The sequence below is a fragment of the uncultured Bacteroides sp. genome (assembly GCF_947632445.1).
Classification (GTDB): domain Bacteria; phylum Bacteroidota; class Bacteroidia; order Bacteroidales; family Bacteroidaceae; genus Bacteroides.
Genome location: NZ_CANRPM010000007.1, coordinates 17,844 through 32,580, shown reverse-complemented (window position 1 = coordinate 32,580; position 14,737 = coordinate 17,844). Strand labels below are relative to the sequence as shown.

At 51.8% G+C, this 14,737-nt stretch carries 12 protein-coding genes; 11 read left to right on the top strand and 1 reads right to left on the bottom strand.

What is annotated here, in order from left to right; genetic code table 11:
- Positions 1 to 217 precede the first annotated feature (217 nt).
- From uvrA to Q0Z70_RS02695, 11 genes are all read left to right on the top strand, one after another.
- Positions 218 to 2,998 carry an excinuclease ABC subunit UvrA gene (uvrA, locus tag Q0Z70_RS02745; protein WP_298072428.1) on the top strand — a complete coding sequence of 927 codons (2,781 nt, stop codon included), beginning with the start codon at positions 218 to 220 and terminating at the stop codon, positions 2,996 to 2,998.
- Between the two features lie 2 nt (positions 2,999 to 3,000).
- Positions 3,001 to 3,804, top strand: coding sequence for a bifunctional hydroxymethylpyrimidine kinase/phosphomethylpyrimidine kinase (gene thiD / locus Q0Z70_RS02740; protein ID WP_298072426.1), 804 nt, complete (start codon positions 3,001 to 3,003; stop codon positions 3,802 to 3,804).
- A gap of 11 nt (positions 3,805 to 3,815) precedes the next feature.
- Positions 3,816 to 4,430, top strand: coding sequence for a thiamine phosphate synthase (locus Q0Z70_RS02735; RefSeq protein ID WP_298072424.1), 615 nt, complete (start codon positions 3,816 to 3,818; stop codon positions 4,428 to 4,430).
- A 364-nt stretch (positions 4,431 to 4,794) separates the two neighbouring features.
- Positions 4,795 to 5,211, top strand: coding sequence for a methylmalonyl-CoA epimerase (gene mce, locus Q0Z70_RS02730; protein ID WP_021847717.1), 417 nt, complete (start codon positions 4,795 to 4,797; stop codon positions 5,209 to 5,211).
- Between the two features lie 108 nt (positions 5,212 to 5,319).
- Positions 5,320 to 6,873, top strand: coding sequence for an acyl-CoA carboxylase subunit beta (locus tag Q0Z70_RS02725; protein WP_298072422.1), 1,554 nt, complete (start codon positions 5,320 to 5,322; stop codon positions 6,871 to 6,873).
- Between the two features lie 42 nt (positions 6,874 to 6,915).
- Positions 6,916 to 7,848 carry an OadG family transporter subunit gene (locus Q0Z70_RS02720; protein ID WP_298072420.1) on the top strand — a complete coding sequence of 311 codons (933 nt, stop codon included), beginning with the start codon at positions 6,916 to 6,918 and terminating at the stop codon, positions 7,846 to 7,848.
- A gap of 25 nt (positions 7,849 to 7,873) precedes the next feature.
- Positions 7,874 to 8,308, top strand: a complete 435-nt coding sequence (locus Q0Z70_RS02715; protein WP_298072418.1) for a biotin/lipoyl-containing protein — start codon at positions 7,874 to 7,876, stop codon at positions 8,306 to 8,308.
- A gap of 1 nt (position 8,309) precedes the next feature.
- Positions 8,310 to 9,470, top strand: a complete 1,161-nt coding sequence (locus Q0Z70_RS02710; RefSeq protein WP_298072416.1) for a sodium ion-translocating decarboxylase subunit beta — start codon at positions 8,310 to 8,312, stop codon at positions 9,468 to 9,470.
- A 651-nt stretch (positions 9,471 to 10,121) separates the two neighbouring features.
- A complete protein-coding gene (gene serC, locus Q0Z70_RS02705; protein WP_298072414.1) occupies positions 10,122 to 11,198 on the top strand; it encodes a 3-phosphoserine/phosphohydroxythreonine transaminase in 1,077 nt (358 codons plus the stop codon).
- A 129-nt stretch (positions 11,199 to 11,327) separates the two neighbouring features.
- Positions 11,328 to 12,251 (top strand): NAD(P)-dependent oxidoreductase, encoded by a 924-nt coding sequence (locus Q0Z70_RS02700; RefSeq protein WP_298072413.1) that lies wholly within the window; start codon positions 11,328 to 11,330, stop codon positions 12,249 to 12,251.
- A 27-nt stretch (positions 12,252 to 12,278) separates the two neighbouring features.
- Positions 12,279 to 13,526: a DUF1015 domain-containing protein gene (locus Q0Z70_RS02695; protein WP_298072411.1), complete on the top strand. Its 1,248-nt coding sequence runs from the start codon at positions 12,279 to 12,281 to the stop codon at positions 13,524 to 13,526.
- Positions 13,527 to 13,729: 203 nt separating this feature from the next.
- Here the strand turns inward: Q0Z70_RS02695 and Q0Z70_RS02690 are convergent, their stop codons facing one another.
- Complete coding sequence (locus tag Q0Z70_RS02690) at positions 13,730 to 14,632, bottom strand: ion transporter (RefSeq protein WP_298072487.1); 903 nt, start codon at positions 14,630 to 14,632, stop codon at positions 13,730 to 13,732.
- Positions 14,633 to 14,737 lie beyond the last annotated feature (105 nt).

Below are 14,737 nucleotides of genomic sequence, written 5' to 3'. Positions count from 1 at the left end.
GTCTGTTTTTAAAACATCGCAAAGATAGTGCAAACCGGGTGAAGTACAAAAGCGAAAACAACGTTTTTCTTCCCGGAATGCAATACGATGAATACTAATAAACTATGCCGGAATGATGACAAACGGAAACGGATACACCTACATCATTTTCAAATTCCCCATTCTCCATTCTCAATTAATTCGCTATCTTTGCCGATACTATTTATATTACTGCAATATGACAACCGAAAACTCCATTATTATAAAAGGTGCCCGCGTCAACAACCTGAAAAATATCGACGTCGAGATACCACGCAACCGGTTAGTGGTCATCACCGGTCTGTCTGGATCGGGCAAGTCGTCGCTGGCCTTCGATACCCTCTACGCAGAAGGACAGCGACGCTACGTGGAAAGCCTCAGCAGCTACGCGCGCCAGTTCCTGGGGCGCATGAGCAAGCCCGAGTGCGACTATATCAAAGGCATCCCGCCCGCCATCGCCATCGAACAGAAAGTGAACAGCCGCAACCCGCGCTCTACCGTAGGCACATCGACCGAAATCTACGAATACCTGCGCCTACTCTTTGCTCGCATCGGACGCACGTTCAGCCCCGTCAGCGGACAGGAGGTGAAGAAACACTCGGTGGAAGACATCGTGCAGTGCATGCTGGAATATCCCGAAGGGACACGTTTCACCGTACTCACTCCCCTGCTCCTGCCTCACGGACGCACGATGAAGGAACAGCTTGACATAGACCTCAAACAAGGTTTCACACGCTTGGAAGTAAACGGGCAAACCATACGCATTGACGAATACGAGCCGCACGAGGGTGACAACGTCTTCCTACTGATAGACCGCCTGACGACCTCAGCTGCCAAAGACACCGTGAGCCGCCTGACCGACTCCGTAGAAACGGCCATGTACGAGGGCGACGGCGCCTGCCTGCTGCGTTTCTACCAATCTGACGGCACTACCCGTCTCTACCGCTTCAGCACTAAGTTCGAGGCCGACGGCATCCGTTTCGAGGAGCCAAATGACCAGATGTTCTCCTTTAACTCACCCATGGGTGCCTGCCCCGAATGCGAGGGATTCGGCCGTGTCATCGGCATCGACGAACATTTGGTGGTACCCAACCGTGCTTTGTCCGTCTACGAAGGGGCGGTGATGTGTTGGCGCGGGGAAAAGATGGGCGAATGGCGCGACATGGTGATTCGCGGAGCCGAGAAGGCCGGTTTTCCCATCTTCACCCCTTACTATCAGCTGACCGACGAGCAACGCCGCATGTTGTGGGAAGGTACGCCTTACTTCGAGGGCATCAACGCCTTCTTCCGCATGTTGCAGGAAAACCAATATAAGATACAGTACCGCGTAATGCTGGCCCGCTACCGAGGCAAGACCCTCTGTCCTCGTTGTCACGGTAGCCGTCTGAAGCCCGAAGCTGGCTATGTACGGGTAGGCGAACGCAGCATCTCGGAGCTGGTAGATCTACCCATCACCGACTTGAAAACATTCTTCGACCGTCTGAAGTTAACCGAACACGAAACGCAGATAGCTAACCGCATCCTAACAGAGATAAACAGCCGCATCCGCTTCCTTGTCGACGTGGGCTTAGGTTACCTGACTCTGAATCGTCTGAGCAACTCGCTTTCGGGCGGCGAAAGCCAGCGCATCAACCTGGCTACCTCACTGGGCAGCAGCCTCGTGGGTAGCCTCTACATACTGGACGAGCCCAGCATCGGCCTTCATAGCCGCGACACAGACAAGCTGATTCGTGTCCTACGCCAGCTCCAGCAGCTGGGCAACACGGTGGTAGTCGTGGAACACGATGAAGAAATCATCCGTGCCGCCGACTACATTATCGACATCGGTCCCAAGGCCGGACGTTTGGGAGGCGAAGTGGTGTATCAAGGCGACATGAAGGGCCTGCAGAAACATAGCAGCAGCTACACCGTGCGCTACCTGTTGGGCGAGGAAACCATCCCTGTGCCTGCACAACACCGCCCGTGGAACAACTATATCGAGATAAAAGGCGCCCGCGAAAACAACCTGAAGGGAATCGACGTGCGCTTCCCCCTGAACGTAATGACCGTGGTGACGGGCGTCAGTGGTTCGGGCAAGAGTACGCTGGTGCGCGACATCTTCTACCGCGCCCTGAAGCGTGAATTGGATGAGTGCAGCGAACGGCCGGGCGAATTCGTGAGCATCGGCGGCGACCTGCACAACCTGCGTAACGTAGAGTTCATTGACCAGAACCCCATCGGCAAGTCTTCACGAAGCAACCCTGTGACCTATCTCAAGGCTTATGACGAGATACGCAAACTCTATGCCGACCAACCACTGGCCAAACAGATGGGCTATACCGCCGGTTATTTCAGCTTCAATAGCGAAGGCGGCCGTTGCGAGGAGTGCAAAGGCGAAGGCACCATCACCGTAGAGATGCAGTTCATGGCTGATTTGGTGCTGGAGTGCGAGTCGTGTCACGGCAAGCGATTCAAGCCCGATACACTGGAGGTGCGTTTCCACGACGCCAACATCTACAACGTGTTGGAGATGACCGTTGACCAGGCCATTGAATTCTTCAGCCGGCACGGACAGAAGAAAATCGTCAAAAAGCTCATTCCGTTGCAGGACGTAGGTCTGGGCTACATCAAGCTGGGGCAGTCGTCGTCCACCCTCTCGGGCGGTGAAAACCAGCGCGTCAAGCTGGCCTATTACCTGAGTATAGAAAAGGCAGACCCTACGCTCTTCATCTTCGACGAGCCCACCACCGGCCTCCATTTCCACGACATCCGCAAGTTGCTCGAAGCCTTCGACGCCCTTATCCGACGCGGACACAGCATCGTCATCATCGAGCACAACTTAGACGTCATCAAATGTGCCGACTATGTGATAGACCTCGGCCCCGAAGGAGGCGATCGTGGCGGCAATATAGTTGTGGCAGGTACTCCCGAAGAAGTGGCTGCCTGCGCCGCCAGCTACACGGGCCAATTCCTGAAAGAGAAACTACAGCAAGACTCCTGACCATGCAGACACCAGTTGTCATCCTGACCATCGCCGGTTCCGACCCCTCAGGCGGAGCTGGAATACAAGCTGACATCAAGACAATCTCTGCTTTAGGAGGTTATGCAGCAGCAGTCATCACGGCCGTCACCGTACAAAACACGAGGGGCGTCACGGCCGTCGACTACCTGCCCGGCACGCTCGTGGTCGCACAGACGGAAGCCGTACTGGACGACTTACACCCTACCGCCGTCAAGATCGGCATGACAGGACGCGCTGACATCATAACAGGTCTGGCGGCCAGCCTGTCCCAATATCCCTATACACCCGTTGTGCTTGACCCCGTGATGCTATCGAGTAGTGGGCATCCGCTGATGAAGCCCGACGCTGCCGAAGCCCTCCGCACAGAGCTATTTCCCCGATGTCGCTTAGTGACACCCAACTTAAACGAGGCCTCATTTCTATTAGGGAGAAGTCTTCATACCCTTCAAGACATGGAGCATGCCGCCACCGAACTGTTTCAGCGCTATGGCTGCGCCTTTCTCCTGAAAGGCGGTCATTTGGATGGAGAGTACATGACAGATGTCCTTTTCGACGGACAGACACACCATTTCAGTAGTCCCCGCATCCATACGGACAATCTACACGGCACCGGCTGTACGTTCTCGTCCGCCATCGCAACCCACCTTGGACAAGGCTATTCCCTTCCCGACTCCGTGCAACTGGCCAAAGCCTACATGGACAAAACCATCGAAGCCGCCAGTCAATGGCGGATAGGCTGCGGATACGGCCCTTTGTGCCATTTCCCTCCAAACTTAAACTTGTAGAAACAGATTGTATGAAAATCATTATACTGACTCACCCTGAATTTCTCCCTGACGAAGCCGAAGCGTTGACCCTCCTTTTAGACCAGGGCCTCAACCGCCTGCACCTGCGTAAACCCGGCTGTAGTGAAGCACAACTCGAAGCCCTCATCTGCCAGCTCCCTCCCGTACATTATGAACACATCAGCCTGCACGACCACTTTCCCTTACAAGCACGCTATCATTTGGGAGGCATTCACCTGAATAGCCGCAATCCTCAACCTCCCCAAGCCTTCAAAGGAACCGTGAGTTGCTCGTGCCACTCCCTGGAAGAGGCCGCCTACTATGGCCCACAGACCGACTATCACTTCCTGAGTCCTATCTTCAACAGTATCTCCAAGCAAGGTTATCGCTCAGGCTTCAGTGAAACACAGCTACGACAAGCTTCAGCCGAAGGTATCCTCACCGACAAAACCATCGCTTTGGGCGGTGTATCTGCAGATAAACTGCCTTTGCTACATAGTTTGGGATTCGGAGGTGCCGCCTTTCTGGGAAACATCTGGCACGACTATCATTCAAGAACCAATCTACCTACCCTGCTCCATCGCTTCGAGAAACTCCTAAATGTATGTAAGACACTTGAAGAATAAAATCTTAACACATAAGAAAAAACATAGCTCAATCCTACAAATTATCAATCGCATTCTGATTATATTCCTGACAGGACTTCTCGCTCAATGTCTCAGAATGCCTTCTCTAATGTTTTTTACATACCGACCCAAAAGAAATATTTGGAAACTCTAACCTTTCCTATCAGCCCCAAAACAACCCGCGTGAAAAGACTTCGGAAACTCTATTCGCACCTTAATTTTATTGAGGAAAAATTTCTTTATTTTGCAAGAAATGACTTTCTTTGTACCAAGTTTCATGGAATTTCAGGATCAGAGTTCCTATGTTAACTGGAAACAAAGAATTCAACCCCATATTCTATTTACGATTAAAAAAAATAAAGTTATGAAGATTTCACACATTGAGCATTTGGGCATCGCTGTAAAAAGCATCGAAGAAGCCCTTCCGTATTACGAAAATGTTTTAGGTCTGAAGTGCTACAACATCGAAACTGTTGAAGATCAGAAAGTAAGAACGGCCTTCCTGAAAGTAGGCGACGTGAAGATTGAATTGTTGGAACCGACTTCTCCAGAAAGCACAATCGCCAAGTTCATCGAAAAAAATAACGGAAACGGTGGTATGCACCATCTGGCTTTCGCTATTGAAGACGGCGTGGCCAATGCACTGGCTTCAGCCGAAGCAGCAGGAATCCGCCTGATAGACAAAGCCCCCCGCAAAGGTGCCGAGGGTCTGAACATCGCTTTCCTGCACCCGAAATCAACTTTAGGTGTACTGACTGAACTTTGCGAGAAACCCGAATAAAAAGAAATCATCAGCAGCAAGCAACAGACCGCTTTGCACAGAGATGATGCTTGTAACCGGTAGTTTGTAACTAACCCCAAAATCATAATTACTAAAATTCTAATAACGATGAGCAATCAATTAGAGAAAATCAAAGAGCTTATTGACCGTCGCGCTGTAGCGCGTCAGGGAGGTGGCGAAAAGGCTATTGCCAAGCAACACGAAAAAGGTAAATATACAGCCCGTGAGCGTATAGCCATGCTGCTGGACGAAGGCAGTTTCGAGGAGATGGACATGTTCGTTGAACATCGCTGTACCAACTTCGGCATGGAGAAGAAACACTACCCTGGCGATGGGGTCGTAACCGGATGCGGTACGATCGAAGGCCGTTTGGTTTACATCTTTGCACAAGACTTCACTGTTTCGGCCGGTTCATTGTCCGAAACCATGTCGCTAAAGATATGCCATATCATGGACAAGGCAATGCGTATGGGTGCTCCAGTCATCGGTTTGAACGATTCAGGCGGTGCACGCATCCAAGAAGGTATCAATGCTTTGGCCGGATATGCTGAGATTTTCCAGCGCAATATTCTGGCTTCAGGTGTCATTCCTCAGATTTCCGGTATCTTCGGTCCCTGCGCCGGCGGTGCAGTCTACTCGCCTGCCCTGACAGACTTCACATTGATGATGGAAGGTACATCCTATATGTTCCTCACGGGACCGAAAGTAGTAAAAACTGTAACCGGTGAAGACGTAAACCAGGAAAATCTGGGTGGTGCAAGCGTACACTCCACAAAATCTGGTGTAACTCACTTCACTGCCGCTACAGAAGAAGAAGCACTGGCTCTGATTCGCAAGTTGCTGAGCTACATTCCGCAGAACAACCTTGAAGAGGCTCCCTACATCGACTGCACAGATCCCATAGACCGTCTGGAAGACTCATTGAATGATATTATCCCCGACAGCCCCAACAAACCGTATGACATGTACGAAGTAATCGGCGCCATCGTGGACAACGGTGAATTCCTGGAAATTCAGAAAGACTACGCAAAGAACATCATTATCGGTTTCGCCCGCTTCAACGGACAATCGGTAGGTATCGTGGCCAACCAGCCGAAGTATCTGGCCGGTGTACTGGACAGCAACGCTTCCCGCAAGGGTGCACGCTTTGTACGTTTCTGCGATGCCTTCAATATTCCTATCGTATCATTGGTAGACGTACCGGGCTTCCTGCCGGGCACGGGTCAGGAGTACAACGGTGTCATCCTGCACGGAGCCAAACTGCTCTACGCATACGGCGAAGCCACTGTACCCAAAGTTACGGTCACACTGCGCAAGTCTTACGGCGGTTCACACATCGTCATGAGCTGTAAACAGCTACGTGGCGACATGAACTACGCATGGCCGACAGCCGAAATCGCCGTGATGGGTGGTGCCGGTGCCGTAGAAGTGCTGTATGCAAGAGAAGCCAAAGAACACGAGAATCCCGCAGAGTTTCTGGCCGAGAAGGAAGCCGAATATACGAAACTGTTCGCCAACCCGTACAATGCAGCCAAGTATGGTTACATCGACGATGTTATCGAACCGCGCAATACACGTTTCCGCATCATCCGCGCCCTGCAGCAGTTGCAGACCAAGAAACTCACGAATCCGGCCAAGAAGCATGGAAACATTCCGCTTTAAGAAAGAAAAAGCAATTAGTAAATTGACAATAAAATCGAATTTATGAAGAAACTTAATATTGGAATATTTCTTTCACTGGCGTTGGCACTTGGCTTCTTCACTTCCTGCGGGAAAGAAAGGTCGAACAGCAAGTTGCTGCTGAACGAAGTGCTCGTAAACAATGTGAGCAACTTTCAGGATGACTACGGCATTCACAGCGCATGGATTGAGATATTCAACAAAACGTATGGAAGCGCCGACCTGGCAGGATGTTACTTGAAGTTCAGCTGTCATCCGGGCGACACCGTTTCCTATTTTATCCCGAAAGGAGATGTTCTGACCGTGGTGAAACCCCATCAGCATGCTTTATTCTGGGCTGACGGCAAACCCAACTGCGGAACATTCCACACCAATTTTATATTAGACCCGCAAAGCAGTAACTGGATCGGTCTGTACGATTCGGGCCGCAAGTTATTGGATCAAGTCGTGATTCCGGCCGGAGCATTGCAAGCCGACCAGTCTTATGCCCGCGTGAACGACGCAGCAGACGAATGGGAAGTTAAGGGCGCCTCAGACGACAAGTACGTAACGCCGAGCACCAACAACAAGACCATCAGCAGCAACGCCAAGCAGGAAAAATTCGAGCAACATGACAGCATCGGCATCGGCATGGCCATCTCGGCGATGAGCGTGGTATTCACAGGGCTCATCCTGCTCTACATCGCCTTCCGCATCATCGGACGCATGTCTGTCAGCCTGAGTACGCGCAATGCCATGAAGGTAAAGGGCATCACGGACAAGCAGGAAGCCAAAGAAAAAGAGCTGGGACACGCTCCGGGCGAAGTCCTCGCCGCCATTGCCATGGCTATGCACGAAATGCAGAACGACGTACACGACGTAGAAGACACCGTGCTGACCATCACCCGCGTAAAGCGCAGCTATTCGCCGTGGAGTTCCAAGATCTATACGCTGCGTGAAACGCCGCACAAAAAGTAAAGTCACCTCTTAAAAAAGTCAAACGATGAAAGAATATAAATATAAGATTAACGGTAACCTGTACAAAGTTACCATTGGAGACATTGAAGAGAACATCGCCCACGTGGAAGTGAACGGCACTCCCTATAACGTGGAAATGGAAAAAGTCCTGAAAAAGGCCGCTAAACCTGTAGTGCGTCCTGTACACACCGACGCTCCTACCGCCCCCACTACCCCCATCGCCAAACCGGCAGCCGCATCGAGCGGCAAGTCGGGCGTGAAATCTCCGCTGCCGGGTGTCATCCTCGACATCAAAGTGAAGGAAGGCGACGCCGTGAAGAAGGGACAAACCATCATCATCCTGGAAGCCATGAAGATGGAAAACAACATCAATGCCGACAAAGACGGCAGGATTGCAGCCATCAACGTTAGCAAAGGAGATTCTGTTCTCGAAGGTACTGACCTCGTAATTATCGAATAATATGGGAGAATTTATCACTTTTATAGGAAACAACCTGGCCGATTTCTGGGGCTATACGGGCTTTGCCAACGCAACGACAGGCCACGTCATCATGCTCCTGGTAGGTTTGATTTTCATTTACCTGGCTGTAGCCAAGGAATTCGAGCCGATGCTGCTGATCCCTATCGGGTTCGGTATCCTCATCGGCAACATTCCCTTCAACATGGAAGCCGGCCTCAAAGTAGGCATCTATGAAGAAGGTTCCGTACTCAACATCCTGTATCAGGGAGTAACCTCCGGCTGGTACCCGCCGCTCATATTCCTGGGCATCGGGGCCATGACGGACTTTTCGGCCTTGATATCCAATCCGAAGCTGATGCTTATCGGCGCCTCCGCCCAGTTCGGTATCTTCGGCGCCTACATGATTGCACTTGCCATCGGCTTCGACCCGATGCAGGCAGGCGCCATCGGCATCATCGGCGGGGCCGACGGCCCGACGGCCATCTTCCTGTCGTCGAAGCTGGCTCCGAACCTGATGGGCGCCATCGCCGTATCGGCCTATTCCTACATGGCGCTGGTGCCGGTTATCCAGCCGCCCATCATGCGTCTGCTCACCACGAAGCACGAGCGTCTGATCCGCATGAAGCCGCCGCGCGTCGTTTCGCACACGGAGAAGGTCATGTTCCCCATCATCGGCCTGTTGCTGACCACGTTCCTGGTACCGTCCGGCCTGCCCTTGCTGGGTATGCTGTTCTTCGGTAACCTGCTGAAGGAAAGCGGTGTAACCCGCCGACTGGCCAACACAGCCAGCGGCCCGCTGATCGACACGATTACCATCCTGCTGGGACTTACGGTAGGCGCCTCCACCCAGGCTTCCGAATTCATCACCTTCGACTCCGTGAAGATTTTCGTACTGGGTGCGCTGTCGTTCGTCATCGCCACTGCATCGGGCGTCATCTTCGTGAAGATATTCAACCTCTTCCTGAAGAAAGGCAACAAAATCAATCCGCTTATCGGCAATGCCGGCGTATCTGCCGTGCCCGACTCGGCACGCATCTCGCAAGTGGTAGGTCTGGAATACGACCCGACCAACTACCTGCTGATGCACGCCATGGGCCCCAACGTAGCCGGTGTAATCGGTTCGGCCGTAGCGGCCGGTATTCTGCTGGGCTTCCTGATGTAAGGAAGCTCCCCTACCCGACTTGAAACGGGGAAAAAGAGGGACATTCCGGTACACTTCACCGGGAAGTCCCTCTTTCCTTTTATGTATATATTTATTACCGATGCCGTTACCCTTCTCTGTCGATTAAGTTGATCGACGACGATCGACTAAGTTAAGCGACGATGATCGATTAAGTTAGTCGATGATGATCGATTAAGTTAAGCGATGATGATCGATTAAGTTAAGCGATGATGATCGATTAACTTAAACGATTGAACCCCCTTCAGAACACCTTCTGGCGGGGGTCTGAATACCCTTTTCCGACGAAGGCAAAGGGAAGGAAAACGGCCGTAACGAAGGCTCGATTTGTCACTATTTTTCATCGTCCCGCGCGCCCTTCGAGACAGGGAGAAAAGGGCCGCGAACCACTCCGGCAAACGCTTCGGGTTTTCCTGACTGATTTGTCCCGAAGTTCTTCCGTAAGCCTGTCGATTGCTATACTTACATGGCAAAACGGAGCGGCAACGGCGTGTAAAGCAATCAAACGGAAAACATTTTGCCTGCATAAAAGCGATAAAGAGATGGAAAAGTTTGGATTATAGAAATTAATCCGTAATTTCGCCCTGTCGTAAGACATAACTAACCATCGTATTAACCAAAATATTTGCTACAATGAAAAAGCATAATTTCAGTGCGGGACCTTCCATTCTTCCGCGTGAGGTCATCGAAGAAACAGCTAAAGGTGTATTGGATTTTAACGGCAGCGGACTGTCCGTCATGGAAATCAGCCATCGCTCCAAAGATTTTCAGGCCGTGATAGACGAGGCCGTCGATTTGTTCAAGGAATTGCTGAACATCCCCGACGGGTATTCCGTCCTGTTCCTGGGCGGCGGCGCCAGTACCCAGTTCTGCATGGTTCCCTATAACTTCCTCGAAAAGAAAGCTGCGTATCTGAATACCGGCGTATGGGCCAAGAAAGCCCTGAAGGAGGCCAAAGGCTTCGGCGAGGCCGTAGAAGTGGCCAGCTCGGCAGAAGCCACCTATACCTATATTCCGAAGGATTATACCATCCCGACGGATGCCGACTATTTCCACATCACGACGAACAACACCATCTACGGTACGGAAATCCTGAAAGACATTGATTCTCCGGTGCCTATGATTGCCGACATGTCGTCCGACATCTTCTCCCGTCCCGTCGACGTGTCCAAATATATATGTATATACGGCGGTGCGCAGAAGAACCTGGCTCCTGCCGGCGTGACGTTTGTCATCGTGAAGAATGAGGCCGTAGGCAAGGTTTCCCGCTACATCCCGACGATGCTGAACTATCAGACGCATATCGACGGCGGTTCCATGTTCAATACGCCTCCCGTACTTCCCGTCTACTCGGCCATGCTGACCCTCCGCTGGATCAAGGCTCAGGGCGGTGTGAAGGAAATGGAACGCCGCGCCATCGAGAAAGCCGACATGCTGTACAGCGAAATCGACCGCAACAAGCTGTTCGTGGGCACGGCCGCCAAAGAAGACCGTTCGCGCATGAACATCTGCTTCGTGATGGTTCCCGAATACAAGGAACTGGAAGCCGACTTCCTGAAGTTCGCTACCGAAAGAGGGATGGTGGGCATCAAGGGCCATCGCTCGGTAGGCGGTTTCCGCGCTTCCTGCTACAATGCCATGCCGAAAGAAAGCGTACAGGCCCTGATCGACTGCATGCAGGAATTTGAGAAACTCCATTCATCCAAATAAAACAATCGCTATTCACCACAGATTGCACAGATTGCCACAGATACTCTTACGGAGAATGATGACTGTGATGATGGGTGTATTCTGTGGTGAGTTCTTTTTTCAACCGTTTAAAACATTCACATTATCCTTATGAAAATAGTAGTAGCAACAGACAAACCGTTCGCCAAAGTGGCTGTCGACGGTATCCGTAAAGAAACAGAAGCAGCCGGTTACGAACTGGTCTTGTTGGAAAAGTATGGCGAGAAGGCTAAATTGCTGGAAGCGGTGGCCGATGCCGACGCCATCATCATTCGCAGCGACATCATAGACGCCGAAGTGTTCGATGCTGCCAGGCAGTTGAAGATTGTAGTACGTGCCGGCGCAGGCGTCGACAACGTAGACCTGCAAGCCGCTACGGCCCACAACGTATGCGTAATGAACACACCCGGACAGAACTCCAACGCCGTGGCCGAGCTGGCTTTCGGACTGATGGTGATGGCTGTGCGCAATATGTACAACGGCACGTCGGGCACGGAGCTGAAAGGCAAAAAGCTGGGCATTCACGCTTACGGCAACGTAGGCCGCAACGTGGCGCGCGTGGCCAAAGGCTTCGGCATGGACATCTATGCCTATGATGCTTTCTGCCCCAAGGAAGTGATTGAAGCCGACGGCGTAAAGGCAGTTGCCAGTGCCGAAGAGCTTTACTCGACTTGCGACGTCGTTTCTCTGCACATCCCTGCCACCGCCGAGACGAAGAACTCCATCAACCACGCTCTCGTAGGCCGTATGCCGAAGGGCGGTCTGCTGGTAAACACGGCCCGCAAGGAAGTCATCGACGAAGCCGGGCTTATCCGGCTGATGGAAGAGCGTCCCGACCTGAAGTACATGACTGACATCATGCCCGCCGCCAACGAAGAATTCGCCTCCAAGTTCCCCGGCCGTTACTTCTCCACCCCCAAGAAAATGGGTGCCCAGACTGCCGAAGCCAACATCAATGCCGGCATCGCTGCCGCCCGTCAGATTGTAGGCTTCCTGAAAGACGGCTGTGAGAAATTCCGCGTGAACAAGAAATAATATTAATTCAGTATCAGAAACCGTAAAATGGCAACAATCAAACCATTCAAAGGCATCCGTCCGCCACAAAACCTGGTGGAGAAAGTGGCTTCACGCCCCTATGACGTGTTGAACTCCGATGAAGCCCGTACCGAGGCCGAAGGGAATGAGATGTCTCTTTATCATATCATCAAGCCCGAAATAGATTTTCCCGCAGGCACCGACGAGCACGATCCGCGCGTCTATCAGAAAGCTGCCGAGAACTTCCAGATGTTTCAGGACAAAGGTTGGCTGGTGCAGGACAAGAAGGAAAACTATTACATCTATGCCCAGACCATGAAGGGCAAGACGCAGTTTGGTCTGGTGGTGGGTGCTTACGTGCCCGACTACATGAACGGTGTCATCAAGAAACACGAGTTGACCCGTCGTGACAAGGAGGAAGACCGCATGAAGCATGTCCGCGTAAACAATGCCAACATCGAACCCGTGTTCTTCGCTTATCCCGATAACAAGACGCTCGACACCATCATTGCCCGCTATGCTGCACAGAAACCCGTCTACGACTTCATCGCTCCGGGTGATGGCTTCGGACATACGTTCTGGATCATCGATCGGCAGGAGGATATTGATACCATCACACGCGAATTTGCCAAAATGCCTGCTCTCTACATTGCCGACGGACATCATCGGAGCGCTGCGGCTGCTTTGGTGGGAGCCGAGAAAGCCCGACAGAACCCCAACCATCGGGGCGACGAGGAATACAACTACTTTATGGCTGTCTGTTTCCCTGCCAACCAGCTGACCATCATCGACTACAACCGCGTAGTGAAAGACCTGAACGGCCTGACACCCATGCAATTCCTCGAAGCGGTGAGCAAGAACTTTATCGTGGAAGAAAAAGGCACGGACATCTACAAGCCTACGTGCCTGCACAATTTCTCCCTCTACCTGGACGGCAAGTGGTATAGCCTGACCGCCAAACCGGGTACCTACGACGACAACGATCCCATCGGCGTGCTGGATGTCACCATCTCCTCCAACCTCATCCTGGACGAGATACTCGGCATCAAAGACCTTCGTTCGGACAAACGCATCGACTTCGTGGGCGGTATTCGTGGCCTAAGCGAGCTGAAAAAGCGTGTAGACAGCGGCGAAATGAAGGTAGCGCTGGCCCTCTACCCCGTCAGCATGAAGCAGCTGATGGACATTGCCGATACGGGCAACATCATGCCGCCCAAAACGACGTGGTTTGAACCCAAGCTGCGTTCGGGACTCATCATACACAAGTTGGATTAAAAAAGTACGGGGAACTGTCCCCATCAGATTAATACGCCCTTTTCCGGGAGAAAAAATAGTGTCTTTCAGATACGAAAGCATTGTTTTCTTTGGCGGAAAAGGGCGTATTGTTTATCGTCGGGCCAATGCCTGTCCGGCGGTTTCGGCACCGCTTCAGATGATGCGTCGGGTACGTTGGAACTCCGTCATGCCGTAATGGATGGTCAGAAGCGTTCGTCCTGCTGCTCCTCAGCGGCTTTTTCGGGTTCGGGCTTTTTCAGTTGCGCGCCGCAATACTTGCAGTAGGAAGCCTCGAAGTCGTGACCATCGCGGTGGCAACGGGGACAGCGTCGCTTCTCCAATTTCTTGTGTTCGCTCACCATCGTGGCCGAAACGATACCCGTAGGGACGGCGATAATGGTATAGCCCATAAGCATGATGACAGCGGAGATGAAGCGGCCCACAGGTGTAACGGGTGTAATGTCACCGTAGCCCACTGTCGTCATGGTAACAATGGCCCAATAGATGCTATTCGGGATGTTGTTGAACTGAGAATCGGGGACGTTGCCTTCGATGGCATACATCACCGTGCCCATGGATGTAACCAAGATGAGCACGAAAAAGAAGAAGATCAATATCTTGGGCGCACTAATCCACAAGGAACGCAACAGCAGATTGCCTTCGTTGATGAAGGTAAAGAGCTTGAAGATGCGGAAGATGCGGATAAGACGGAAGGCACGTATGACGAGCAGATAATGGGTGCTGTGAAAAACAAAACTCAGGTAGACAGGCAAGGTGGCCAGCAAGTCGACGATGCCGAAGAAGCTGAAGACGTACTTTCGCGGCTGTTTCAGGCAATAGATGCGTGCCAAGTATTCGATGGTAAAGAACAGTGTGAGTATATATTCCAATATTCTTAACACCAGATAAGCCGAATGGGGGAAGAAATGCATACTATCCAGAATGACGAGTAGCACACTGAGGATGATGCTCCCGCTGAGGATGATGTCGAAGAGCTTCCCGTTCGGCGTGTCCGATTCGAAGACAATGGAGTAGATTTTCTGTTTCAGTTCTTCGTTGTGCAGGAAGTGATGCCAGCTTTGGCGTAGGTTGGAAAAGTATTTCATCATGCTTTTTTACTTGGTTATCGTGTGGCAAAGATAGCAATTAAAGACAGGTGTTGTATCGTTGCGGGGACATAAAATTCGGCTTAATATGAAATATCACGAAGG